Here is a 19,582-nt window from a genome sequence, read left to right on the forward strand (position 1 = left end):
TTCTTTCTACAAACCCGGCTGCACCCGTCGTGCAGCCCACCCTTCAAGCGATGGAGACACAGCATGACGTCAGTATTCGACCGCGAGGACATCCTCTTTCAGGTCGTGGTCAACCACGAAGAGCAGTACTCGATCTGGCCGGACTACAAGGCCGTGCCGGAAGGCTGGCGTACCGTCGGCAAGAGCGGCCTGAAAAAGGAATGCCTGGCCTACATCGAAGAAGTCTGGACCGACATGCGCCCGCTGAGCCTGCGCCAGAAGATGGAAGCGCAAGCGGCTGCCCAGTAAGTCTCCAGCCAAAAAGAAACCCGCTGAACCGAGAACGGTCAGCGGGTTTTTTCATGTCTGGAAGATCGGCCTTGATGATCGTTCCCACGCTCTGCGTGGGAATGTCTCATTGGACGCTCTGCGTCCGCTTCGGAAGGGACGCGGAGCGTCCCGGGCTGCATTCCCACGCGGACGATTCGACGCCTCGACGTGGGAACGATCAACGGGGGGCGACTGGCGTTACGCGCCGCTCAAGCCCTTGAGCAACACATCCACATTCCCTTCCAGCTCCCCCACCGGGTCCGCCGCATCGGTGCTCAGCACCAGCAGCTGACTGCCCGATTCGGCGATCGCCGCTTTCACCGCGTCCGACGGCTGCCGATGGTGCAGCACCACCGCTACGTCATTGTCTTTCAGTGTGGCGGTCAGTTTTTTCAGATCTTCTGGCGTCCATTCGGCATCCGGACGCGCATCCTGTCCGATCAGTTCCAGATTCAGGCTGCCGATCAGATAACCGAAGTGGTCGCTCAGGCTCATCACACTCAGGTTATCGGCACTGGCCAGACGCGCCTCGCTGTCGGCACTGAGTTTCAGCAGACGCTGTTTCAGCGCCGCCAGATTGGCCTCGATCTTCGGTTTGTCCTTCGGCGCCAGGCGCACCAGATCCGCTGCCATCACGTCAGCCATGCGCCCCATGTTGTTGCTCGCCAGCCACGGCTGGCTGTTCAGGCCGTCAACCTTGAGCCCCGGTTGTACGGCAATGCCGGGCAAGGCGCCGTCCACCGGGCGCGCCGCGTCGACTTCTACGATGCGGATATTGCTGCGGCGGGCGATCGGGTACAGCGGATCATCGGCCCACAGCGAGCGCACGCCGATCACGGCGTCGGCGCCGGCGGCCAGTTTGCTCAGCGCGGGGGCGCCGCGCCCGGTGAAGTAAGCGGTCTGACGGCTGCCCGGCAGATTGGCCGGCGCAGCGCGTTCGAGGCTGATGTCGGTGCCCTTGAGCAGGACTTCGCCCAGACCATAAGTGATGGGCAACGAGGCCAGCACCCGCAACGGTTTCTCGGCCGCCAGCAGAGGGCTCGAAACTGCGCCGCTGAGGGCGATGGCCAGGGTCAGTTGTCGCAATGAAAAAGCCATTTATCCAAGGTTCCCTTTCAGACTGGGGACGACGCCCCGGGCAATCGCAGCGATGGCGAAGGCGATACCGGCGACCAGAATGATCGCGGCGCCGGACGGAATCGGCAGGTCGAACACGATCGGTGCGAGAATCCCGCACAGCGTGCTGACCGTGGCAATCAGCACCGAACACCAGAAGAAACCCTTGAGCGACTGGCTGAGCAAGCGGGCGGCCGCTGCCGGAATCACCAGCAGGGCGCCGACCAGAATCGCGCCGATGACTTTCACTGCCGCGACGGTGATCAGCGTCACCAGGATCACGAACAGGTAATCCAGGGTTTTCACCGCGACACCGCGCACCGCCGCCAGTTGCGGGTTGAAGCTGGCAAGCATGATCCGGTTGTACAACGGCAGGGCCAGCGCCATCACCAGTGAACCGACAATCGCCAGCACCAGCAGGTCGTTGCCGTTGACTGTCAGCACCGAGCCGAACAATACGTTTTCCAGAATGTGCACGTTGATCTTGCCCGCCAGGATCAGCAGCAGGCTGGCACCCAGCGCCAAAGACACCGACAGGAACACGCCGATCAATGTGTCCGGAGCCAGGCCGGTACGGTTGCGCAGGTAATTGAGCAGGATGCCGAACAGCAGGCAATAGCCGAACAGGCTGCCGTAAGGCCCGGTGTAGGGTTCGCCGAGCAGAATGCCGATGGCCACGCCGGTCAGCGCCGCGTGGCCGACCGCCTCGGAAAAAAACGCGAAGCGCTTGACCACCACCAGCGTGCCGAGACCGCCGAGCACCGGGCCGATCAACAGGCCGGCGAGCAGCGCGTTGACCACAAAACCGTAGGCCAGGGCTTCCGGCAGGTAACCGGACGACGCCCAGCCCTGCACCATCAAACGAAAGGCTTCATAACTCATCAGGCAGCGCTCCGTGGATGGGTCGAGAACAGGGTCAGCAGGCGCTCAGGGGTCAGGGCCTGTTGTGGCGTGGCGTCGAACAGCACGCGGCGGTTGAGGCCGGTGACGCGATTGGCCAGGCGCCCGACCGCTTCCAGATCGTGCTCGATCCACAGCACGGTGACGCCCGTCGCGCGCCAGTCGCCGAGCAAACGCTCGAACACCTGGATCCCGGCTTCGTCGAGGGCCGACATCGGTTCATCCAGCACCAGCAATTGCGGCGCCGGAATCAGACCCTGGGCGAGCAGCACCCGCTGGCGTTCGCCACCGGACAGCGCGCCCATCCGGCGCTTGCGCTTGTCCTGCATGCCGACCCGCTCCAGTGCATCACCGATGGCGCCGGCGTAGCGTTTGCTCAATCCGAGAAACGCCGGGCGACGCTGGCACATGGCGGCCATGAAATCATCGACGGTCATCGGCAGGCCGCGATCAAACTCCAGCGCCTGCGGCACGTAGCCGATGGTGCCGGGCTCGCCGGGCCATTGCAGGCTGAGCCGGCCCTGATGGGGCATTTGCCCGAGCAGAGTCTTGATCAGCGAACTCTTGCCGCCGCCGTTGGGGCCGACCAGCGCATGCACGCTGCCGGGCTGAACTTGAAAGGTGACCTTGTCGAGGATGGTCGTGCGGCCGAGGGTCAGGCTGACGTCGGCGAATTCCAGAGTCGGGCCTGATACTCGTGGGAGCGAGCTTGCTCGCGAATGCGGTTTCTCATCCAACGGCGACGTTGACTGAATGGACGCTTTCGCGAGCAAGCTCGCTCCCACAGGGAGTTCGATTTCTTTTGAAGTCATGCGCCGGACTCCTGAATCGCCCGAACCACGGTGTCGAGGTTGCCGGTCATTTCCTTTTCGTACTTGTTGGCGGTGTATTCGCCGTAGGAAATGTGCGACAGCGGGTACAGCTTCAAACCGGACTCGCGCTGGATGGTTTCGACGTAGGTAGACGGGAAGTCCATCTCGGAGAAGATCACTTTCACGTCCAGCTCGCGCAGTTGGTCAATGGTTTTCTTCAACTGGCTCGGGCTCGGCTCAATGCCATGGGCCGGCTCGACCACGGCGGTGACTTCCAGACCGAACTCGCGCAGCAGGTAGTCATAAGCGGCGTGCACCGTGGCCACTCGCAATTCGGCGTTCGGTGCCTGGGTCAGCTTGGCCAGAGCGTCGGCGCGCATCTGCCGTAAGCGCTTGCCGTAGGCGCGGGCGTTCTGGGTGTAGGTCCTGGCGTTGTCCGGGTCGAGCTTGCCCAGTTCACGGGCGATGTTGTTGACCTGGGCAATCGAGGCACTGATCGACAGAAACGTGTGCGGGTTCACCACTTTGCCGGCACCGCGCGCGGCAACCCCGGTGGCGGCCAGCAATGGCACGTTTTCGTTGGCCTCGATGGTCTTGATGTTCGGCGTTTCGCTGGCGGCGATCATGCGGTCGGCGAAGTCGTCATGCCCGACTCCGTTGAGCACGATCACATCCAGCCCGCTGATGCGCTTGATGTCTTCAGCACGCGGCTCGTAGGCGTGCGGGTTGAAGCCGGCGGGAATCAGCGGCACGACCTCGGCCTTGTCGCCGACGATGTTCGCCACATAGCTGTAATACGGATGCAGGGTGATGCCGATGCGCAGGCGCTTGGCCTGATCGGCGCTGGCCAGCGGGCTCAGCAGGCAGGCGCACAGACCGATCAGCAGCAGGCGCAGGAAGGGGCGGCGTTGAGATGAACTAGGCATGGGCAAGCGGTCTTCTCTCGAATGAAGGCGAGGGTTCAATGACGATGTTCGCGGGTCACGCCGGCATCGAATTGCGCGACGATCTGTTTCCAGCCGGCAGCGGACAGCGCTGCGTCGGACAGATCTGTCGGCGCTTGCAGGTCGGTGGCGCGGTTGAGCCAGATATCCGGTGCGGCGTCGTTCAGGCGCATCAGAAACGACCCGGCCACGGCCGGAGCCTGGCTGTGGCCGAAGTAGGCGCGGTCGGCCAGCAACTGCCAGGCATGACCGCCACGACTGACCGAGCTGGCATCCTGGGCGAATGGCGCGAACCCTCCATCTGCAAGGTCCTGCGGGGTCGGCAGCGCTTGCTGTTCTTCAAGCAGCAGGCGGATCTCGTCGAGGGTCACCCGCAAGTCGGCATAGATGCCTTGCTCGCTGGCGCCGAGGTCGCGGCGGGCATCCAGCTGATGGCTGGAAACCGGCTCGGGCTCGTGGGAGACGCCGCGCCATGCCACTACAGATCCGGCGACCGCCAGGATCAGCAGGCACATCAGCAGCACGTTGAGGGTTTCGTGCCCGGCACCGGCCGGGCGTACAACCTGGGTGGTCGGTGTGCTCATGGGGCTTCGATATCCGCTTGGTCGATTTCGACCACATGGCCGGGGCCGGCGTCGAACAGCACGTAGAACTCGGCGCCGGGTTTCTTGAAGGTCAGGGTCGAATCGGCGCCGAGCTTGCCGGGCACCAGGATGGTTTCGTCGTAGCCGATCACATCAAGGGTCACCCCCGGCGCGCCGCTGCCGTCGGAGAAACCGCCGGTGCATTTGATCTGCTCGGCGTCGATGGCCTTGCACTCGCACATCGGGTTGTGGGCCAGGGCACTGGCGCTGAAACCGGCGCACAGCGCCAGCAGTGCAGTGCGGATGCTCAGTCGGAAAGGACGGCTCATGGTTTGGCTCCTTGTTTGTTCAGCCAGGCGAGGGTGGCAGGCGAGGCCTGGCTCAGCGGGATCGAGGCTTGATGCATGCTGCCGTCCCAGCCTTCCATGGTGATCCACAGTTCGGCGTCGGCAGCGGTCTTTTCCGGCACCGGCAGCTGGGTGCCCATGCGGTAGGGTGTGCCGAAGAAAATCACCCCGGCCGCGCGCAGGCTGCGAGGTTTGCCGATGCGCAGGTACGTCGCCTTGACGTGGTCGACACAGGCATCGCAGAGGGCCGCGTTGAAATCTTTCATGTAGCCGGCCGGCCCGCTCAGGGTCGGTGCCTCATTGCGCAGTTCGGCCAGTCGCAGGCTCCAGGGACCGACCTGGATTTCGCCGATCTCCCTTTCACCCAATCCGCTGTCTCCGCGAAACAGCGAGGCGTCGGCGAAGTATTTGGGCATGAAGCCCAAAGGGATCAACAGCAACAGCACGTTGATGTGGAAGCGCCATTTGTGCCAGATCACGCTCAGCCGTGAAAGCTGAGCCACAGGAGTGGACTTGCTCACAGGTTGGCCTCCGACGTTTCACGGCGCAGGGCGGGTTGTGCCTGTACGCGCTGTTTCTTGTGCTCGCGCTTGAGGGCGTTGGCCGTGGCCAGCGCGGTGCGCTTGGTCCAGATCAACAACCCGCTGAGGACCATCATGCTCAGCAGCAGGCCGAAGAAGAACCAGATCAGCTTGACCCACAGACCGCCGAAGTCACCGGTGTGCAGCGGGCGCATGGATTCGGTGACGAACTCCAGCGACGTGCGATCGGACAACAGCCGCGAAGCCGCCACGTCACCGCTGTACGGGTTGAGCGTGGCGGTCTGGTACATCAGCGGATACCAGCCGCGCCCGCCGATATCCAGGTGCGCGTAGGCATTGCCCGGCAGGCTGATGAAGCTGGCTTCGAAGCCGGGGATTTTTGTCTGGGCGATTTCGATGGCGCGGTCCAGGCTGATACGCGGCGAGGGCAAACCATCGCTGGACTGCGGCACGGCTTCGCGAGACATGGCCGGAATGATCGGCTCGCTGGAGATGGAAATCTGGTTGTCAAACAGCAGCGCCTGGATCAGGAACCAGGTGCCGGTGATCGAAATCACCGCGATGAACCAGATCGACCAGATGCCGCTGAGGCGGTGGAAGTCGCCCCAGAAAATCCGCGCACCGTGGCGAATGCGTAAGGTCGGGCGGAAGAAACCTTTCCAGAAACGCTTGTACACCACCAGTCCGGTCACCAGCGACGCCAGCATCGGCAGGCCGAGGAACGACACCAGATACCAGCCCCAGCTGAAACCGTTGGTGAACGGCACCAGCCACCAGCCATGCAGTGCGCGGGTGAACGCCTTGAAGTTGAAGCTCGGCGCTGTGCCCTGGATCACGCCGGTGTACGGATTGACGTAGACCGTCAAGGAACGCCCGTCGGGGTAGCTGACGTCGACGTCGAGGGCAAAGTGCGATTCGTCCGGGCGGTTGATGCTTTGCACCACCGTCTGCGGTTCGGCTTTTTTGATTTCGGCGAGGATCTGGTCGTAACTCAGGCGCGGTGCATCATCCGACGGTGCACTGGCGCGCATTTGCGGGTTGGCCAGCCAGACGATCTCCTGGCTGACCACCGCCAGCGTGCCGGTGACGCAGACGATCAGAACGAAAAACCAGATCGGCAATGCCAGCCAGCTGTGTACCAGGAACCACAGTTTCGAGCGGGATTTCTTCGACATGATGACGGGTCTTGATTCAGTGAGAGGACTTGACGCTACGGGCTTCGCAGCGCGGCAGTCCCTGAAGGGCCGGTCGTGGCTTTTGCCTACGCGACCGGCCCGCATTTCTATAAGACGGATGACCGAAGCAAATCCCGATAAGCGATATGAAAGTAAATGTTTCGCGATTGCAGGTGGCGGCTGCGCGGGGCGGATTTGCGAGGAGGAGGGCTAAGCAGTCCGGCAGCGCATGCCGCCGGATTGGAGGAGGGAAATCAGCAGAGAAAATCGAGCGCTTCGACGAGCAACAGCTCAGGGACTTCTTCGGCGAGGTAATGCCCGGCAGGCAGGGCCTTGCCCCGTACGTTGGTGGCCACCTGTTCCCATTCCCTGAGCGGATCGAAGCACCGACCGACGGTGCCCTCGGCGCCCCACAGCACCAGCAATGGCAGGTTCAAGTGACGACCGGCCGCGAGGTCGGCGCGATCATGTTCCAGGTCGATGCCGGCACTGGCCCGATAATCTTCACAAATTCCGCGAGCGCTGCCGGGACGTTCCAGGCAACGCCGATATTCGCTGAACGCCTCATCGGTAAAGGGTGCCAGCCCGGCGCTGCGGCTGCCCATGACACTGCGCAGGTAACCTTCGGGATCGGCTTCGATCAGGGTTTCCGGCAGCGGCGTCGGACGGATCAGGAAGAACCAGTGCCAGTAGGCCCGGGCAAAGGCTTCGTTGGTCTGGGCGTACATCGCCAGCGTGGGGGCGATGTCGAGCAGGATCATGCGCTGCACAACCTCGGGATGATCGAGAGCCAGGCGATGGGCGACCCGGGCGCCACGGTCGTGGGCAAGGATCGAGAAATGCTCGAAACCCAACGCTTTCATCAATTGCACGCCGTCGCTGGCCATCTCGCGCTTGGAGTAATTGAGGTGAGCCTCATCGGCCGGCGGGCGACTGCTGTCGCCATAACCGCGCAGGTCTGCAGCGACCACGGTGAAATGTTCGGCCAGTTGCTCGGCGATCTTGTGCCAGATGACGTGGGTCTGCGGGTGTCCGTGCAACAGCAGCAGACCCGGGCCGCTGCCTTTGATGCGGTAGCTGATGTCCACGCCGTTGACGAGGCGCTGGTCTTTGACGAATCCGGCAAACATCTGGATGTGATCCTTTATTCAGGCGAGTGGCCTGCATCCTGAAATCGCCGGGCGTTCATGACAAGACGTGAAGCGTGGTTCGACGGTTCATGAATCGTGTTTGCCGATCCCCGCGCGCTGCGCGGGAATGGACACTCGGCGTTGCTAACCCTGCTGGAACATTTCCTTTGCCCGCTGCTCGATCTGCGCCTGCGTCAGGTCCTCCTTGCGCGTGGCCAGGAACCACAGATGCCCGTACGGATCTTTCAATGTCCCGCTGCGGTCGCCGTAGAACTGATCCTTGACCTCGGACACCGAGGTCGCGCCGGCATCCAGCGCGCGCTGGAAGGATTTGTCGACATCGGTCACGTACAGATGCAAACCGACCGACACCGCTGTGTCCGGATTGCTCAGCGGTCCTTGATCGCATGGCGAACCGAGCATGATCGCGCTGTCGCCGATGCGCAGTTCGGCGTGGCCGATGCCGCCGTCGGGCATGCTCAGGCGCATCACTTCGGTGGCACCGAACGCTTTTTTATAGAAGTCGATGGCTTCGGCAGCTTTGTGAATGCCGAGGTACGGGGTAATGCTGTGGTACCCCTCGGGAATGGGTTTGACGCTCATGGCGGTGCTCCCTGTTATTTGTTGCCTGGTTTTTATTAGAGGTTGAAGGTGTGCCTTCGCCGGGGTTGCCGGTCGCTCAACTATAGATCCGTGCCGCCGCCGTGACCGGGCAGCCGACGAGCAGCCCGCAACGCCGGAACGGAGCCCAAATGCCGACCACAAAAATCGCCGCTGGCGCTGGCGTTCCTGTTCGCTGACTACGCGCGGGAAGCCGAAGCCCGTGGCGTGGGAACCTTCACTTTGGAACGTCGAGAAAGTGCGCTCCCGGCCCCTGTTCGCCCAGCACATCGCCCTGATTGCGCAGCGGGCAAGCCTCCATCGACAGGCATCCGCAACCGATGCAACCGGTCAGCCGATCACGCAGCAGCACCAACTGATTGATCCGCTCGTTCAACTCCCGCCGCCACTGCTCCGACAACACTTTCCAGTCCGCCGCCGTCGGCGCGCGGTTATCCGGCAACTGTTTCAGCGCCTCGCCGATTTCCGCCAGTGGAATGCCCAGCCGTTGCGCCACCTTGATCAACGCCACCCGCCGCAGCACCTCCCGAGGATAGCGGCGCTGGTTGCCGGCATTGCGCTGGCTCTTGATCAAACCCTTGGATTCATAAAAGTGCAGGGCGGTAACCGCCACGCCGCTGCGGGCCGCGACTTCGCCGACGGTCAATTGCTTGTGCAGATTTTCCGCAGTGATCATTTGAAAATTGCCCCTTGATCTCTAGTTAACTCGAGGTTTTACCCTGCACGCCTTCGAATCGCAAGATTCGTCTGACAGAGTGGGGATGTCATGCAGGCACCAGCGAAAAACCGCAGCTTTACCCAATTGATCGAGTTTGAAATCGAACCCGGCCAGCAACCGGCGCTGGTCTCGGCGCTGGCGGTGCAGACCGAACGCCTGGCCCAGCGTTACCCCGGCTTCGTCAGTGCCAGCGTCCAGGCCAGCGACGATGGCCGGCGAGTGTTGAGCTTTCTGCAATGGCAGTCCCGCGAGGCGGGAGAGGCCGCGTTCCAGAGTTTCGAGACCGGCGAGCAGGACTTCTGGCAACTGATCCGTACTCATCAGGCGCGCACCGTGACCTTCGGCTCATTCCAGGTACTGAGCAGCATCGCCCGCAGTCACGACGATGGCTTGCACTGCCAACTGGTCGGCTAGATCGGCAGCTGGATAAGGCGCTCGCCTTGCGGGTTGGCCGCAGGGCGCTATTTGTTCACCGCCAACTCGCCGATCTTGATCAGCCGCGTGCAGGTCACGTTGCGGCTCCGCCTTGCAACACGCGGCGCCAGATCTTAAGGAATTCGTCGGTGACTTCGTAGCGCGCTGTGGCCGAGGAAACTGCCGTCACGAGAATATGAAGGTCAACCCTGCCCAAATTCCGATAGCCACTATTGAGAGCGTTGATTTCTGCCAAAGCGTGCCCGGGCGTAGCCTTTCTCCATCGACACACACCGCTCGCCAGGACACTCCCATGAATCGTTTACTGACTGTTTCGCTGATGCTCGCTGTCTCTGTTCTCGCCGGTTGCGCGAGCCACGTTTCCCCGGAATTGCGGCCTTACACTGCGGAAGAAACCCGGGAACTGGCCCTCGAAACCTTGAACCGTCGGGGTTTGTCCTTCGAGGAATACCACGCGAAAAAAGCCGAATTGCTCGGCCAGCCGCAGAAGACATTCGGTTTCGACAACAAGGGTGAAATGAGCGCCGAGCGGGCCGTACAGCTGCACGGTCGTCCTAGCTGATTCGCAACTGTACTGCTCGAAGTTTTACCCAACTGTCCGTGGGTTTGCGCGGCGCCGTGGGATAGGGTCAACACCTGAATGACCCCTGACGGACTGCCTGCCATGACCCTCTCGCTCGACCTGCTGCTGGGCTTCGCCCTGTTTGCCCTTGTCACCTCGATCACGCCGGGGCCGAACAACACCATGTTGCTGGCATCGGGCGTGAACTTCGGTTTTAACCGCACCATCCCCCATATGCTCGGCATTACCTGCGGCTTCTTCGTGCTGGTGGTAGCAGTGGGTTTTGGTTTGGGCGCGGTGTTCCAGACTTATCCTCTTCTTTATACGGCTCTGCGTTACGTTGGCGCGGCGTACTTGTTGTATCTGGCGTGGAAAATCGCCCATTCCGGTCCGGTCGGCGACAGCGAGCAGGGCGAAGCAAAACCGATCAGCTATCTCGGCGCGGCGGCTTTTCAGTGGGTCAATCCCAAGGCCTGGATCATGGCCATCGGCGCCATCAGCACGTACACGCCGATGCAGGGTTACTTCACCAATGTGATCGTGATTGCCGCGGTGTTTGCCATCATCAACCTGCCGAGCGTCGGCGTCTGGGCGGCGTGCGGAACGTTGCTGCGCAATGTGCTCAAGGATCGTCGCTGGCTGCGGGTGTTCAACTGGGGCATGGCGGCGTTGCTGGTGATTTCGCTGTATCCGTTACTCCTTGAAAGCTTTGGCTGACGCAGTGCTACAACCGCCGCCCCGATGCCTGTTAAAGTCGCGCTCAGGAGCGTTCCTACGCACTTTTAAATGAAGTTGTTCTTCTTTAACGGCATCCGATCAGGTATTGATGGCGCTCTCGAACCCGGACGCAGCTCACAAGGCTGCGCCGTGCCGTTTGTAGACACGAGCTTCCTGATCCCGGAACACGCTCTGCGAGTCTTTTTATGAACACACGTCCGCTGTATTTCGATTACGCCGCCACCACCCCGGTGGACGAGCGGGTCATCCAGGTGATGATCGAGTGTCTGGGCTTCAACGGTAACTTCGGCAACCCGGCCTCCAGTTCCCACGCCTTCGGCCAACAAGCCCGACAAACGGTCGAGAACGCTCGGCGACAAGTCGCCGAACTGGTTGGCGCTCAGGCACAGCAGATTGTCTGGACCTCCGGCGCTACCGAATCCAACAACCTTGCCCTTAAAGGCGTGGCCCAGGCCCGTGGTGTGTCCGGCGGGCACATCATCACCAGTCAGATCGAACACAAAGCCATTCTCGATACCGCCCGGCAATTGCAGGACGCCGGTGTCGCCGTGACCTATCTGGTGCCGGACGCCGAAGGCCTGATCACCCCGCAAGCAGTCAGCGAAGCGATGCGCGATGACACCTTTCTGGTATCGCTGATGCTGGTCAACAACGAGCTCGGCACCGTCAACGACATCCCGGCCATCGGCGAAGTGGTGCGTGGGCGCGGGGCCTTGTTCCACGTCGATGCGGCTCAGGGCGCGGGCAAGGTCGCGATCGATCTGGCGCAATGGCCGGTGGACCTGATGTCGTTTTCGGCGCACAAGCTCTACGGCCCCAAAGGCATCGGCGCGCTGTACGTCGGCCCGCGTGCGCAACAGCGCTTGCAGGCGCAGATTCACGGTGGTGGCCACGAGGGAGGCTTGCGTTCCGGTACGTTGGCGACTCACCAGATTGCTGCCATGGGCTCGGCGTTTGCCTTGGCTGCCGAAGCTTTTGATGACGAGAAGAAAACCATCGTCGCGCTGCGCGAACGTCTGCTTGAACAACTGTTGAGCCTGCCCGGCGTGCGCCTCAACGGCAGCAGTACTCAACGTATCCCGCACACCTTGAGCCTGACCTTCAGCGAAGGCGAGTTCAACCCGGCGGCGCTGAGTCATTCAATTGCGTTTTCCGCGACTTCGGCCTGCAATTCCGCGAGCAACGCGCCGTCCCACGTCTTGCTGGCACTGGGGCACGATGCGCATCTGGCGGGGCGCACGATTCGCCTGAGCCTCGGCCGTTTCACCACTGCCGAAGACGTCGACAAGGCTGTAGAACTGATCAAGACCGCCTGCGCCAGTGCTCCGGCATTCTGGGCGACAAGGCTTTAACTCGCCGTCCTGGAACGGCACCGAACAATAACGATGAAGTGATTGGCAGGAGACATGATGAGTACCCAGACTTTGACCGATGGAACGGTTCCCCAGCGCCTCGCGCACACCCGTGAACTGATGCGCCGCGAAGGAATCCACGCGTTGCTGGTGCCGTCCGCCGACCCGCACCTGTCGGAATACCTGCCGGGTTACTGGCAGGGCCGGCAATGGTTGTCGGGTTTCCATGGCTCGGTGGGTACATTGATCGTCACCCCCGATTTCGCCGGGGTCTGGGCCGACAGTCGCTACTGGGAACAGGCGACCAAGGAACTCAAGGGCAGCGGCATCGAACTGGTGAAACTGCAACCGGGTCAGCCGAGCCCGCTGGACTGGCTCGCCGAACAGACGCCGGAAGGTGGCGTGGTCGCGGTTGACGGTGCGGTGATGGCGGTTGCGTCGGCGCGTACGCTGGGCAGCAAGCTCGAAGCGCGGGGCGCCAGTCTGCGTACCGACATCGACCTGTTGAAAGAAGTCTGGAGTGATCGCCCGGCGCTGCCGAATGCGCCGATCTACCAGCACCTGCCACCGCAGGCGACAGTCAGCCGTGGCGAGAAACTCGCCAAACTGCGCGAAACCCTGCAGGAGCGCGGCGCCGATTGGCATTTCATCGCCACCCTCGACGACATCGCCTGGCTGTTCAACCTGCGCGGCGGCGATGTGTCGTTCAACCCGGTATTCGTTTCTTTCGCGCTGATCAGCCAGCAGCAGGCCACGCTGTTTGTCGCACTGAGTAAGGTCGATGCAGAGTTGCGTGCCGTGCTGGAAAAAGACGGCGTGACCGTGCGTGACTACAGCGAAATCGCTGATGCCCTGCGTGCGATTCCGAGTGGCGCGAGCCTGCTGGTGGATCCGGCGCGGGTGACCAGCGGTCTGCTGGACAACCTCGACAGTGGCGTGAAACTGGTCGAAGGCCTGAACCCGACCACACTGGCCAAATCGCAGAAGAGCCTGGCAGACGCCGCCCATATTCGTCAGGCGATGGAGCAGGATGGCGCGGCGCTGTGCGAGTTTTTCACCTGGCTGGAATCGGCCTGGGGGCGCGAGCGCATTACCGAGCTGACCATCGATGAAAAACTCACGGCAGCCCGTGAGCGACGTCCGGATTATGTGTCGCTGAGTTTCAACACAATTGCCGCATTCAACGCCAATGGTGCGATGCCGCATTACCACGCCACCCCGGAAGAGCACGCGGTGATCGAGGGTGACGGCTTGTTGCTGATTGACTCCGGTGGCCAATATCTGGGCGGTACTACCGACATCACGCGGATGGTGGCGGTCGGTACGCCAACCGAAGAGCAGAAACGCGACTGCACCCGCGTCCTGAAAGGTGTGATCGCGTTGTCCCGCGCCCATTTCCCTAAAGGCATTCTGTCGCCGCTGCTGGATGCGATTGCCCGCGCGCCGATCTGGGCCGAGAACGTGGATTATGGCCACGGCACCGGCCACGGCGTGGGTTACTTCCTCAACGTTCACGAAGGTCCGCAGGTGATTGCCTATCAGGCGGCGCCAGCACCACAGACTGCCATGCAACCGGGGATGATCACCTCCATTGAACCGGGCACGTATCGTCCGGGCCGCTGGGGTGTGCGGATCGAGAACCTGGCGATGAACGTTGAAGCGGGAAGCAGCGAATTCGGCGAGTTCCTCAAGTTTGAAACCCTGACCCTGTGCCCGATCGATACCCGTTGCCTGGAACCGTCGTTGCTGACGCAGGAAGAAAAACAGTGGTTCAACGCCTATCACGCCGAAGTGCGCGAGCGTCTGAGCCCGCTGCTTGATGGCGCGGCACTGGAGTGGTTGAACACGCGTACTGCCGCTATCTGATCGGTTGAAGCTCGGGCGCTGCAGCCAGCGCCCGGGTCATGAAGTCGACAAACGCGTTGACCCTGGCGGACTGGCGACGGTTCACCGGGGAGACGGCGTTTATCGGCAATGATCGGGTCTGGTAGTCCTGCAACAGGGCGATCACCCGACCGGCCTTCAAATCCTCGCTGAACAGCCAGACCGGTGACAGCGAAATCCCCAGTCCTCCCAAGACCATTTCGCGGATCGCTTCGGAGTTGTTGCTCTGGGCATTGCCCTGGATACGTACGTCGTGATGTTGGCCATCCTTCTCGTAGGTCCACAGGTTCTGAGTGCTGAGCAGGTTGAATTGCAGGCAGTTGTGCTGCGCGAGATCCTGAGGTGATTGTGGGTGACCTTGGCGTCGCAGGTAATCGGGCGTCGCCACTGTGAGCCGGTGGGTGGTGCCGATGCGTCGGGCGATCATGCCGCTGTCGTTCAAATCGCCGATGCGCAGGCTGACGTCCAGGCCTTCACTGACCAGATCCAGATTCTGATCGCTGAGTTGCAGGTCGACCTGCACCTGAGGATAGCGTTGCAGAAAATCCGCCAGTCGCGAGGCAATCTGCAAACGGCCGAAACTGACGGATGAGCCGATTCGTAGAGAACCGGCCACGGTTTCCCTGCCGGACTGGAAACGCTGCTCGGCGGCATCCACGGCTGCGAGGATATTTCGACATTCGTTGTAGTACCGCTGACCTTCATCGGTCAGTGACAACTTGCGCGTACTACGGGCAATCAGCTTGCCGCCCAATTGATTTTCAAGGGCGCGCAGGACTTTGCTGATAGTCGGCTGGGTGGTGTGCAGTTCCCGGGCAACGGCAGAGAAACTGCCGCGTTCGACTACCCGGACGAAGATGGCCATTGCGTTTAGCTTGTCCATAAAGCGCCTCATTCATGCCAATTCGGCATGCTTACTATAGTCATTTGGCTTCTTATCGGCATAGGCCTGTTGCGGGAACATGGTTTCACTTTCTCCGACAGGAATGACCGAAATGACTGACTCACTGAACATGAAAGCCCTGATGGTGGACCAGGCCAATGGGCCGTTACGCTTGGTTTCCCTGGAACGGCCTGTGGCTGGGGCTGGACAGGTACTGGTGCGGATCAAGGCCAGCGGTGTGAATCCGCTCGATCTGAAAATTCGTGCGGGGCAGGCCGCCCATGCCCGGCAACCGTTGCCGGCAGTGTTGGGACTGGATCTGGCTGGTGTGATCGAAGCAGTGGGTGAGGGCGTGCAGGGATGGGCGCCGGGCGATGAGGTGTATGCGTTAGCCACGGGCATTGGCGGCGCGCAAGGATCGTTGGCCGAGTTTGCAGTGGTGGACGCACGACTGCTGGCGCGTAAGCCTTTGAACCTCAGCTCACGTGAGGCCGCAAGCTTGCCATTGATACTGATCACCGCTTGGGAAGGTCTGGTGGATCGGGCTCGGGTGGGGGCGGGGCACAACGTGTTGATTCACGGTGGTGCGGGCGGTGTCGGGCATGTGGCCATTCAACTGGCTCGTGCATTCGGTGCTGAAGTCTATGCCACGGGTTCTGCGGGACAACGCTCGATCATCGAGGGCTACGGTGCGACGTTCATTGATCATCGAGAGAACTCGGTGGAGGACTATGTCGCCAGGTTCACGGCGGGGGAAGGGTTCGATATTGTCTATGACACGGTCGGCGGCGAGACGCTGGACGCATCCTTCAAAGCAGCACGGATCTATAGCGGGCATGTGCTGAGCTGTCTCGGTTGGGGGCAGCACAGTCTGGCGCCGTTGTCGTTTCGTGGGGCGACGTATTCGGGAGTGTTCACCTTGCTGCCGTTACTGACCGGCCGAGGCTGTGAGCATCATGGCGAGATCCTGCGACAGGCTGCTGCCTTGATTGAGTCCGGCCAATTGCGCCCGTTGCTCGATCCGCGTCGGTTTACGCTGGAAACTGCCGGGGAAGCCCATGAGCTGCTGGCAACGAAGGCAGCTCAGGGGCGTCTGGTGGTGGAGATTTAGCGAAGGGCTTGCGCCACGAAGTCGAGCCGGTCCTGACCGAAGAACAACTGGTTGTCGATGAACATGCTCGGCGCACCGAAGACGCCACGCTTCACGGCGGTTTCGGTATTGTCCTTGAGTGCAGCCTTGACTGCTTCATCATTGGTCAATGCCAGTACCTCTTCAGGATGGAAGCCATGTTCGGTCAGCACGGCGGCAACGGTTGCCGGTTCATTGAGAGGACGGCCTTCAACCCACAGCGCTTTAAACAGGCAATCGATGAATGCCTGGAAGCGATCGGGATGACGCAGTTGAATACCGGTGACCGCGCGCATCAACATCAGGGTATTGATCGGGAAATGCGGGTTGAATTTCAGGGGCACGCCGTAGCGTTTGGCGTAGCGGTCCAGGTCCTGAAACATGTAACGACCCTTGGCCGGGATCATTGCCGGCGATGCGTTGCCGGTGGCCTTGAAGACGCCGCCCAGCAACATCGGAATGTAGATCAGTTGAGCGCCGGTTTCGGCGCAGATCCTTGGTAGCTGGGTATAGGCCAGGTAGGTGGCGGGGCTGCCGAGATCGAAATAAAACTCCACGGTTTTGCTCATGTTCGCTGCACTCTGTTTTTGTTATCGGGGAGGGGAATTACCAGCGCTCATTCCATGGACGCAGATCCAGTTCGAACGTCCAGGCGTCCCGGGGTTGGCTATGCAGATACCAATAGTTCTCGGCGATATGGTCGGGATTGAGAATACCGTCCTGATCCTTGGTGGCGTATTTGTCGGGGAAGTTGTCGCGGATGAAGTCGGTATCGATGGCGCCGTCGACCACGACATGGGCGACGTGGATGTTCATCGGGCCAAGCTCCCTGGCCATGCTCTGTGCCAGAGCCCGAATACCGTGCTTGGCCCCGGCGAATGCGGCAAAGCCTGAGGCACCGCGCAATCCTGCAGTCGCGCCGGTGAACAGGATGGTGCCACGGTTACGGGTCACCATCCGTTTGGCGACTTCGCGGGCATTGAGGAATCCGGAAAAACAGGCCATTTCCCAGATCTTGAAATACTTGCGGGCGGTTTCTTCGAGGATGCTGCAAGGAACGTTGGCACCAATGTTGAAAACGAATGCTTCAATCGGGCCCAGGCGGGTTTCGATATCTTCGATCAGCGCTATCACGTCTTCTTCCTTACGTGCATCGCAGGCAAACCCGTGGGCTTCCCCGCCGTCCGCCTGAATGGCTTCCACCAACGGCTGCAATTTGTCGGCGCTGCGGCGCGTGACGCAAGCGATGAAACCTTCCTTGGCGAAGCGCTTGGCGATGGCGCCACCTGTGGCATCACCTGCACCGACAACCAATACGACCTTCTTGTTATTCATGGGTGGATCCCTTTAGTAAACGATCGTTAAGTGAACGAACGTTATGCTAGGATCCGCTGAGCGTCAAGGCACTCAATTGTGGGGACAAATACATGCGGTACTCCGCCGGTCACAAGCTGGAAACGAAAGAGAAACTCCTGCAAAGCAGTTCGCTTTCTGCGAAAAGAAACGGGTTCTCATCAATGGGTGTCGATGGACTGATGAAGGCGATCGGCCTGAGTGGAGCGGCGTTCTACAGCCACTTCTCGTCCAAGGACGCGTTGTTTGCGGCTATCGTCGAGCGCGAGTTGTGCCAGAGTCTGGAGCGCTTGGGCGGGCAGGGTCCGCAAGATCGGGAACGGCTGGAGCGATGCCTGAAACTGTATCTGAACATGGCTCATGTCGAGCAACCTGAGCTGGGCTGCGCATTGCCTGCACTGGGCGCCGAGATTGCGCGGTCGGATGTTGTTGTGCGAGAACAGGCCGAACTGTGGATTTGTAAGCTTCAGGAAAGTTGGGCGCAGATTCTGGAAAGCGACAGCCTGGCCTGGGCGATTCTGTCGCAATGTGTCGGGGCGCTGGTGGTGGCGCGTATGCTGGCGTCGCCAAAAATTCAGCAGCGGGTGCTGAGTTCCTGTCATGAAGAGATCGGGAACCAGCTCGCCGCTACGCGAGCGCAATAGTGGCGGCCTATTTGCAGATGACGATCATGCTGCGGCTGGTGTAACCGGCAGGATTGAGGCCGAAGGGGTAATCACCCGGCTCCTCCACGGCATCACCTGATTTTGCGATGACCTTATAGCCTTTCGGTGCACAAGAGTTTGCGGCGCTGGTGTAGCACTTGTCCCAAGAGGAGGATAGCCCCGAACAGTTGATGTGCAGCCCCTTCTTGCCATGCTTGACCTGGGTTTTCGACGTCGCCGCACAGCCTGCAATGGCGAGTATGGCGATCAGTATCAAAATTCGTTTCATTACCGTCCTTATGGCGGCCTCGAGTCTGGCGCTCGGGTCTGCCTGTATGCGCTCTCGCTTGAAGCGTTCTGATGTCCCTATCCGAAAAAATCCATGTCTGGCATTGGGTTGCGAGGCTAAACATGGCCTAAATGAGCGCCAAATGCCAGATCTTCGTTCAATCCCGTTTCAATCTGCCGCGATCGCGGGTTTGGCAGTGCTGCCCATAGTCATGGTCGCACCGACGGAGGCCAGAATAATGCACAGGATCGCCATCCATTGTGACAAAGAAAGGTATTCCTGAAGGAATAGCAGGCCCGACAGTGCGCCAAAGGCCGGTTCGATGCTCATAAGCGTGCCGAAGGTGCGGGCGGGCATGCGGGTGAGAGCGATCATTTCCAGTGTGTAGGGAAGGGCTGTGGACAAGATCGCGACCCCGATCGCGATCGGGATCAATGCGGGTGTCAGCAGTGCGCTTCCGGCATGGACGATGCCGATGGGGGCGACGAACAGGGCTGCGATCATCACGCCAAGCGCCGCAGTAGTCACGCCGTTATCTGCGCCGGCCTTTTGACCGAACAGAATGTACAGTGCCCAGCAAACGCCGGCTCCCAGCGCATAGCCTGCACCGATCAGATCGATACCCGCTTCGGTGGCGCCGGTCGGTATCAGTAACAGCAATCCGATGGCCGCCAGAACTATCCAAAGAAAATCGATCGCGCGACGTGAGGCATAGATGGCGACTGCCAGCGGGCCAGTGAACTCCAGGGCGACGGCGATGCCGAGCGGAACAGTGCGCAATGACATATAGAACAGGAAGTTCATGCCGCCTAGGGCCATCCCGTAGACAATCACTGTGCGTAGCGACTTTGCCGTCAGCTTCGCTCTCCAGGGTTTGAGCAGTAACAGCATGATGATGCTGGCGAAGATCAGGCGCAGAGTTGTCGTGCCTTGAGCGCCAACGATGGGGAACATGCTTTTGGCCAGCGAGGCGCCGGACTGGATTGATGCCATGGCTATTAATAGAAGGCCAACCGGGAACAGGGTTGAGGCAAGGCTGCGGGGTTGGTCGTTCATTTGCGAGGCATCATCCGAGAAGGTAGCTGGTGTATTGGGCAATATAGTGCGCACTCGCT

Annotated in this window: 24 protein-coding genes and 1 pseudogene; 8 read left to right on the forward strand and 17 right to left on the reverse strand. The window is 61.0% G+C overall.

What is annotated here, in order from left to right:
* Positions 1 to 63: 63 nt before the first annotated feature.
* Complete coding sequence (locus AC1MDC_RS24610) at positions 64 to 288, forward strand: MbtH family protein (RefSeq protein ID WP_007917715.1); 225 nt, start codon at positions 64 to 66, stop codon at positions 286 to 288.
* Positions 289 to 507: 219 nt separating this feature from the next.
* Here AC1MDC_RS24610 and AC1MDC_RS24615 read toward each other — a convergent pair whose 3' ends face one another.
* The 11 genes from AC1MDC_RS24615 to soxR form a co-directional block, all read right to left on the reverse strand.
* Complete coding sequence (locus AC1MDC_RS24615; RefSeq protein WP_480393853.1) at positions 508 to 1,407, reverse strand: metal ABC transporter substrate-binding protein; 900 nt, start codon at positions 1,405 to 1,407, stop codon at positions 508 to 510.
* Positions 1,408 to 2,307, reverse strand: coding sequence for a metal ABC transporter permease (locus AC1MDC_RS24620; RefSeq protein ID WP_085704481.1), 900 nt, complete (start codon positions 2,305 to 2,307; stop codon positions 1,408 to 1,410).
* Positions 2,307 to 3,137, reverse strand: a complete 831-nt coding sequence (locus tag AC1MDC_RS24625; RefSeq protein ID WP_480393854.1) for a metal ABC transporter ATP-binding protein — start codon at positions 3,135 to 3,137, stop codon at positions 2,307 to 2,309. Before AC1MDC_RS24625 ends, AC1MDC_RS24620 begins: the two co-directional genes overlap by 1 nt.
* Entirely contained in the window at positions 3,134 to 4,063 is a 930-nt protein-coding gene (locus AC1MDC_RS24630) for a metal ABC transporter substrate-binding protein (protein WP_480393855.1), read from the reverse strand. Before AC1MDC_RS24630 ends, AC1MDC_RS24625 begins: the two co-directional genes overlap by 4 nt.
* A gap of 35 nt (positions 4,064 to 4,098) precedes the next feature.
* Positions 4,099 to 4,665, reverse strand: a complete 567-nt coding sequence (locus AC1MDC_RS24635; RefSeq protein ID WP_480393856.1) for a DUF6162 family protein — start codon at positions 4,663 to 4,665, stop codon at positions 4,099 to 4,101.
* Positions 4,662 to 4,994, reverse strand: coding sequence for a hypothetical protein (locus AC1MDC_RS24640; RefSeq protein ID WP_085700135.1), 333 nt, complete (start codon positions 4,992 to 4,994; stop codon positions 4,662 to 4,664). The genes AC1MDC_RS24635 and AC1MDC_RS24640 overlap by 4 nt, the downstream gene beginning before the upstream one ends.
* A complete protein-coding gene (locus AC1MDC_RS24645) occupies positions 4,991 to 5,533 on the reverse strand; it encodes a thiamine pyrophosphate-binding protein (protein ID WP_480393857.1) in 543 nt (180 codons plus the stop codon). The genes AC1MDC_RS24640 and AC1MDC_RS24645 overlap by 4 nt, the downstream gene beginning before the upstream one ends.
* Positions 5,530 to 6,729: a PepSY-associated TM helix domain-containing protein gene (locus AC1MDC_RS24650; protein ID WP_480393858.1), complete on the reverse strand. Its 1,200-nt coding sequence runs from the start codon at positions 6,727 to 6,729 to the stop codon at positions 5,530 to 5,532. Before AC1MDC_RS24650 ends, AC1MDC_RS24645 begins: the two co-directional genes overlap by 4 nt.
* A gap of 254 nt (positions 6,730 to 6,983) precedes the next feature.
* The gene (locus AC1MDC_RS24655; RefSeq protein WP_480393859.1) at positions 6,984 to 7,859 is read right to left on the reverse strand and encodes an alpha/beta fold hydrolase; all 876 of its coding nucleotides are present in this window, start codon (positions 7,857 to 7,859) and stop codon (positions 6,984 to 6,986) included.
* Positions 7,860 to 8,003: 144 nt separating this feature from the next.
* On the reverse strand, positions 8,004 to 8,462 hold the full coding sequence (locus AC1MDC_RS24660; protein ID WP_085700139.1) for a VOC family protein: 459 nt from the start codon (positions 8,460 to 8,462) through the stop codon (positions 8,004 to 8,006).
* A gap of 235 nt (positions 8,463 to 8,697) precedes the next feature.
* Complete coding sequence (soxR, locus tag AC1MDC_RS24665; RefSeq protein WP_480393860.1) at positions 8,698 to 9,156, reverse strand: redox-sensitive transcriptional activator SoxR; 459 nt, start codon at positions 9,154 to 9,156, stop codon at positions 8,698 to 8,700.
* Positions 9,157 to 9,246: 90 nt separating this feature from the next.
* Between soxR and AC1MDC_RS24670 the strand changes: the two genes are divergently transcribed.
* The gene (locus tag AC1MDC_RS24670) at positions 9,247 to 9,612 is read left to right on the forward strand and encodes an antibiotic biosynthesis monooxygenase family protein (RefSeq protein WP_085700141.1); all 366 of its coding nucleotides are present in this window, start codon (positions 9,247 to 9,249) and stop codon (positions 9,610 to 9,612) included.
* Positions 9,613 to 9,715: 103 nt separating this feature from the next.
* Here the strand turns inward: AC1MDC_RS24670 and AC1MDC_RS24675 are convergent.
* Positions 9,716 to 9,800, reverse strand: a pseudogene (locus AC1MDC_RS24675) (hypothetical protein); the annotation flags it as partial.
* Positions 9,801 to 9,925: 125 nt separating this feature from the next.
* On the opposite strand from AC1MDC_RS24675, the gene AC1MDC_RS24680 reads away from it, so the two are divergent.
* The 4 genes from AC1MDC_RS24680 (at position 9,926) to AC1MDC_RS24695 (ending at position 14,151) form a co-directional block, all read left to right on the forward strand.
* The gene (locus AC1MDC_RS24680; protein WP_085700142.1) at positions 9,926 to 10,195 is read left to right on the forward strand and encodes a hypothetical protein; all 270 of its coding nucleotides are present in this window, start codon (positions 9,926 to 9,928) and stop codon (positions 10,193 to 10,195) included.
* 102 nt (positions 10,196 to 10,297) lie between these two features.
* A complete protein-coding gene (locus AC1MDC_RS24685) occupies positions 10,298 to 10,912 on the forward strand; it encodes a LysE family translocator (protein WP_085700143.1) in 615 nt (204 codons plus the stop codon).
* A gap of 206 nt (positions 10,913 to 11,118) precedes the next feature.
* Positions 11,119 to 12,285 carry an aminotransferase class V-fold PLP-dependent enzyme gene (locus tag AC1MDC_RS24690; protein WP_480393861.1) on the forward strand — a complete coding sequence of 389 codons (1,167 nt, stop codon included), beginning with the start codon at positions 11,119 to 11,121 and terminating at the stop codon, positions 12,283 to 12,285.
* 57 nt (positions 12,286 to 12,342) lie between these two features.
* Positions 12,343 to 14,151: an aminopeptidase P family protein gene (locus tag AC1MDC_RS24695; RefSeq protein ID WP_480393862.1), complete on the forward strand. Its 1,809-nt coding sequence runs from the start codon at positions 12,343 to 12,345 to the stop codon at positions 14,149 to 14,151.
* Here the strand turns inward: AC1MDC_RS24695 and AC1MDC_RS24700 are convergent.
* Positions 14,144 to 15,052 (reverse strand): LysR family transcriptional regulator, encoded by a 909-nt coding sequence (locus tag AC1MDC_RS24700; protein WP_480393863.1) that lies wholly within the window; start codon positions 15,050 to 15,052, stop codon positions 14,144 to 14,146. The two genes, AC1MDC_RS24695 and AC1MDC_RS24700, sit on opposite strands and share 8 nt — an antisense overlap.
* Before the next feature lie 112 nt (positions 15,053 to 15,164).
* Between AC1MDC_RS24700 and AC1MDC_RS24705 the strand changes: the two genes are divergently transcribed.
* Entirely contained in the window at positions 15,165 to 16,163 is a 999-nt protein-coding gene (locus AC1MDC_RS24705) for a zinc-dependent alcohol dehydrogenase family protein (protein WP_085700147.1), read from the forward strand.
* On the opposite strand, the gene AC1MDC_RS24710 is transcribed toward AC1MDC_RS24705, so the two are convergent.
* Together AC1MDC_RS24710 and AC1MDC_RS24715 are read right to left on the reverse strand one after the other, a co-directional pair.
* A complete protein-coding gene (locus tag AC1MDC_RS24710; RefSeq protein WP_480393864.1) occupies positions 16,160 to 16,750 on the reverse strand; it encodes a 2-hydroxychromene-2-carboxylate isomerase in 591 nt (196 codons plus the stop codon). The two genes, AC1MDC_RS24705 and AC1MDC_RS24710, sit on opposite strands and share 4 nt — an antisense overlap.
* A 37-nt stretch (positions 16,751 to 16,787) precedes the next feature.
* Positions 16,788 to 17,516, reverse strand: coding sequence for an SDR family oxidoreductase (locus tag AC1MDC_RS24715; protein WP_480393865.1), 729 nt, complete (start codon positions 17,514 to 17,516; stop codon positions 16,788 to 16,790).
* Between the two features lie 92 nt (positions 17,517 to 17,608).
* Between AC1MDC_RS24715 and AC1MDC_RS24720 the strand changes: the two genes are divergently transcribed.
* Positions 17,609 to 18,178, forward strand: a complete 570-nt coding sequence (locus tag AC1MDC_RS24720; protein WP_085700150.1) for a TetR/AcrR family transcriptional regulator — start codon at positions 17,609 to 17,611, stop codon at positions 18,176 to 18,178.
* A gap of 7 nt (positions 18,179 to 18,185) precedes the next feature.
* Here the strand turns inward: AC1MDC_RS24720 and AC1MDC_RS24725 are convergent, their stop codons facing one another.
* Positions 18,186 to 18,467 (reverse strand): hypothetical protein, encoded by a 282-nt coding sequence (locus AC1MDC_RS24725; RefSeq protein WP_085700151.1) that lies wholly within the window; start codon positions 18,465 to 18,467, stop codon positions 18,186 to 18,188.
* 168 nt (positions 18,468 to 18,635) lie between these two features.
* Positions 18,636 to 19,523, reverse strand: coding sequence for a threonine/homoserine exporter RhtA (rhtA, locus tag AC1MDC_RS24730; protein WP_085704503.1), 888 nt, complete (start codon positions 19,521 to 19,523; stop codon positions 18,636 to 18,638).
* Positions 19,524 to 19,582: the final 59 nt, after the last annotated feature.

This window comes from Pseudomonas sp. 1 (assembly GCF_056626735.1).

Excerpts from the sequence above, each read along its gene's own strand:
- AC1MDC_RS24710 (WP_480393864.1), bottom strand. The coding sequence starts at position 16,750 with ATGAGCAAAACCGTGGAGTTTTATTTCGATCTCGGCAGCCCCGCCACC.
- AC1MDC_RS24635 (WP_480393856.1), bottom strand. The coding sequence starts at position 4,665 with ATGAGCACACCGACCACCCAGGTTGTACGCCCGGCCGGTGCCGGGCAC.
- AC1MDC_RS24625 (WP_480393854.1), bottom strand. The coding sequence starts at position 3,137 with ATGACTTCAAAAGAAATCGAACTCCCTGTGGGAGCGAGCTTGCTCGCG.
- AC1MDC_RS24630 (WP_480393855.1), bottom strand. The coding sequence starts at position 4,063 with ATGCCTAGTTCATCTCAACGCCGCCCCTTCCTGCGCCTGCTGCTGATC.
- AC1MDC_RS24720 (WP_085700150.1), top strand. The coding sequence starts at position 17,609 with ATGCGGTACTCCGCCGGTCACAAGCTGGAAACGAAAGAGAAACTCCTG.
- AC1MDC_RS24640 (WP_085700135.1), bottom strand. The coding sequence starts at position 4,994 with ATGAGCCGTCCTTTCCGACTGAGCATCCGCACTGCACTGCTGGCGCTG.
- soxR (WP_480393860.1), bottom strand. The coding sequence starts at position 9,156 with ATGATCACTGCGGAAAATCTGCACAAGCAATTGACCGTCGGCGAAGTC.
- AC1MDC_RS24620 (WP_085704481.1), bottom strand. The coding sequence starts at position 2,307 with ATGAGTTATGAAGCCTTTCGTTTGATGGTGCAGGGCTGGGCGTCGTCC.
- AC1MDC_RS24680 (WP_085700142.1), top strand. The coding sequence starts at position 9,926 with ATGAATCGTTTACTGACTGTTTCGCTGATGCTCGCTGTCTCTGTTCTC.
- AC1MDC_RS24715 (WP_480393865.1), bottom strand. The coding sequence starts at position 17,516 with ATGAATAACAAGAAGGTCGTATTGGTTGTCGGTGCAGGTGATGCCACA.
- AC1MDC_RS24695 (WP_480393862.1), top strand. The coding sequence starts at position 12,343 with ATGAGTACCCAGACTTTGACCGATGGAACGGTTCCCCAGCGCCTCGCG.
- AC1MDC_RS24685 (WP_085700143.1), top strand. The coding sequence starts at position 10,298 with ATGACCCTCTCGCTCGACCTGCTGCTGGGCTTCGCCCTGTTTGCCCTT.
- AC1MDC_RS24670 (WP_085700141.1), top strand. The coding sequence starts at position 9,247 with ATGCAGGCACCAGCGAAAAACCGCAGCTTTACCCAATTGATCGAGTTT.
- AC1MDC_RS24650 (WP_480393858.1), bottom strand. The coding sequence starts at position 6,729 with ATGTCGAAGAAATCCCGCTCGAAACTGTGGTTCCTGGTACACAGCTGG.
- AC1MDC_RS24690 (WP_480393861.1), top strand. The coding sequence starts at position 11,119 with ATGAACACACGTCCGCTGTATTTCGATTACGCCGCCACCACCCCGGTG.
- AC1MDC_RS24610 (WP_007917715.1), top strand. The coding sequence starts at position 64 with ATGACGTCAGTATTCGACCGCGAGGACATCCTCTTTCAGGTCGTGGTC.
- AC1MDC_RS24705 (WP_085700147.1), top strand. The coding sequence starts at position 15,165 with ATGACTGACTCACTGAACATGAAAGCCCTGATGGTGGACCAGGCCAAT.
- AC1MDC_RS24725 (WP_085700151.1), bottom strand. The coding sequence starts at position 18,467 with ATGAAACGAATTTTGATACTGATCGCCATACTCGCCATTGCAGGCTGT.
- AC1MDC_RS24700 (WP_480393863.1), bottom strand. The coding sequence starts at position 15,052 with ATGGACAAGCTAAACGCAATGGCCATCTTCGTCCGGGTAGTCGAACGC.
- rhtA (WP_085704503.1), bottom strand. The coding sequence starts at position 19,523 with ATGAACGACCAACCCCGCAGCCTTGCCTCAACCCTGTTCCCGGTTGGC.
- AC1MDC_RS24660 (WP_085700139.1), bottom strand. The coding sequence starts at position 8,462 with ATGAGCGTCAAACCCATTCCCGAGGGGTACCACAGCATTACCCCGTAC.
- AC1MDC_RS24615 (WP_480393853.1), bottom strand. The coding sequence starts at position 1,407 with ATGGCTTTTTCATTGCGACAACTGACCCTGGCCATCGCCCTCAGCGGC.
- AC1MDC_RS24655 (WP_480393859.1), bottom strand. The coding sequence starts at position 7,859 with ATGTTTGCCGGATTCGTCAAAGACCAGCGCCTCGTCAACGGCGTGGAC.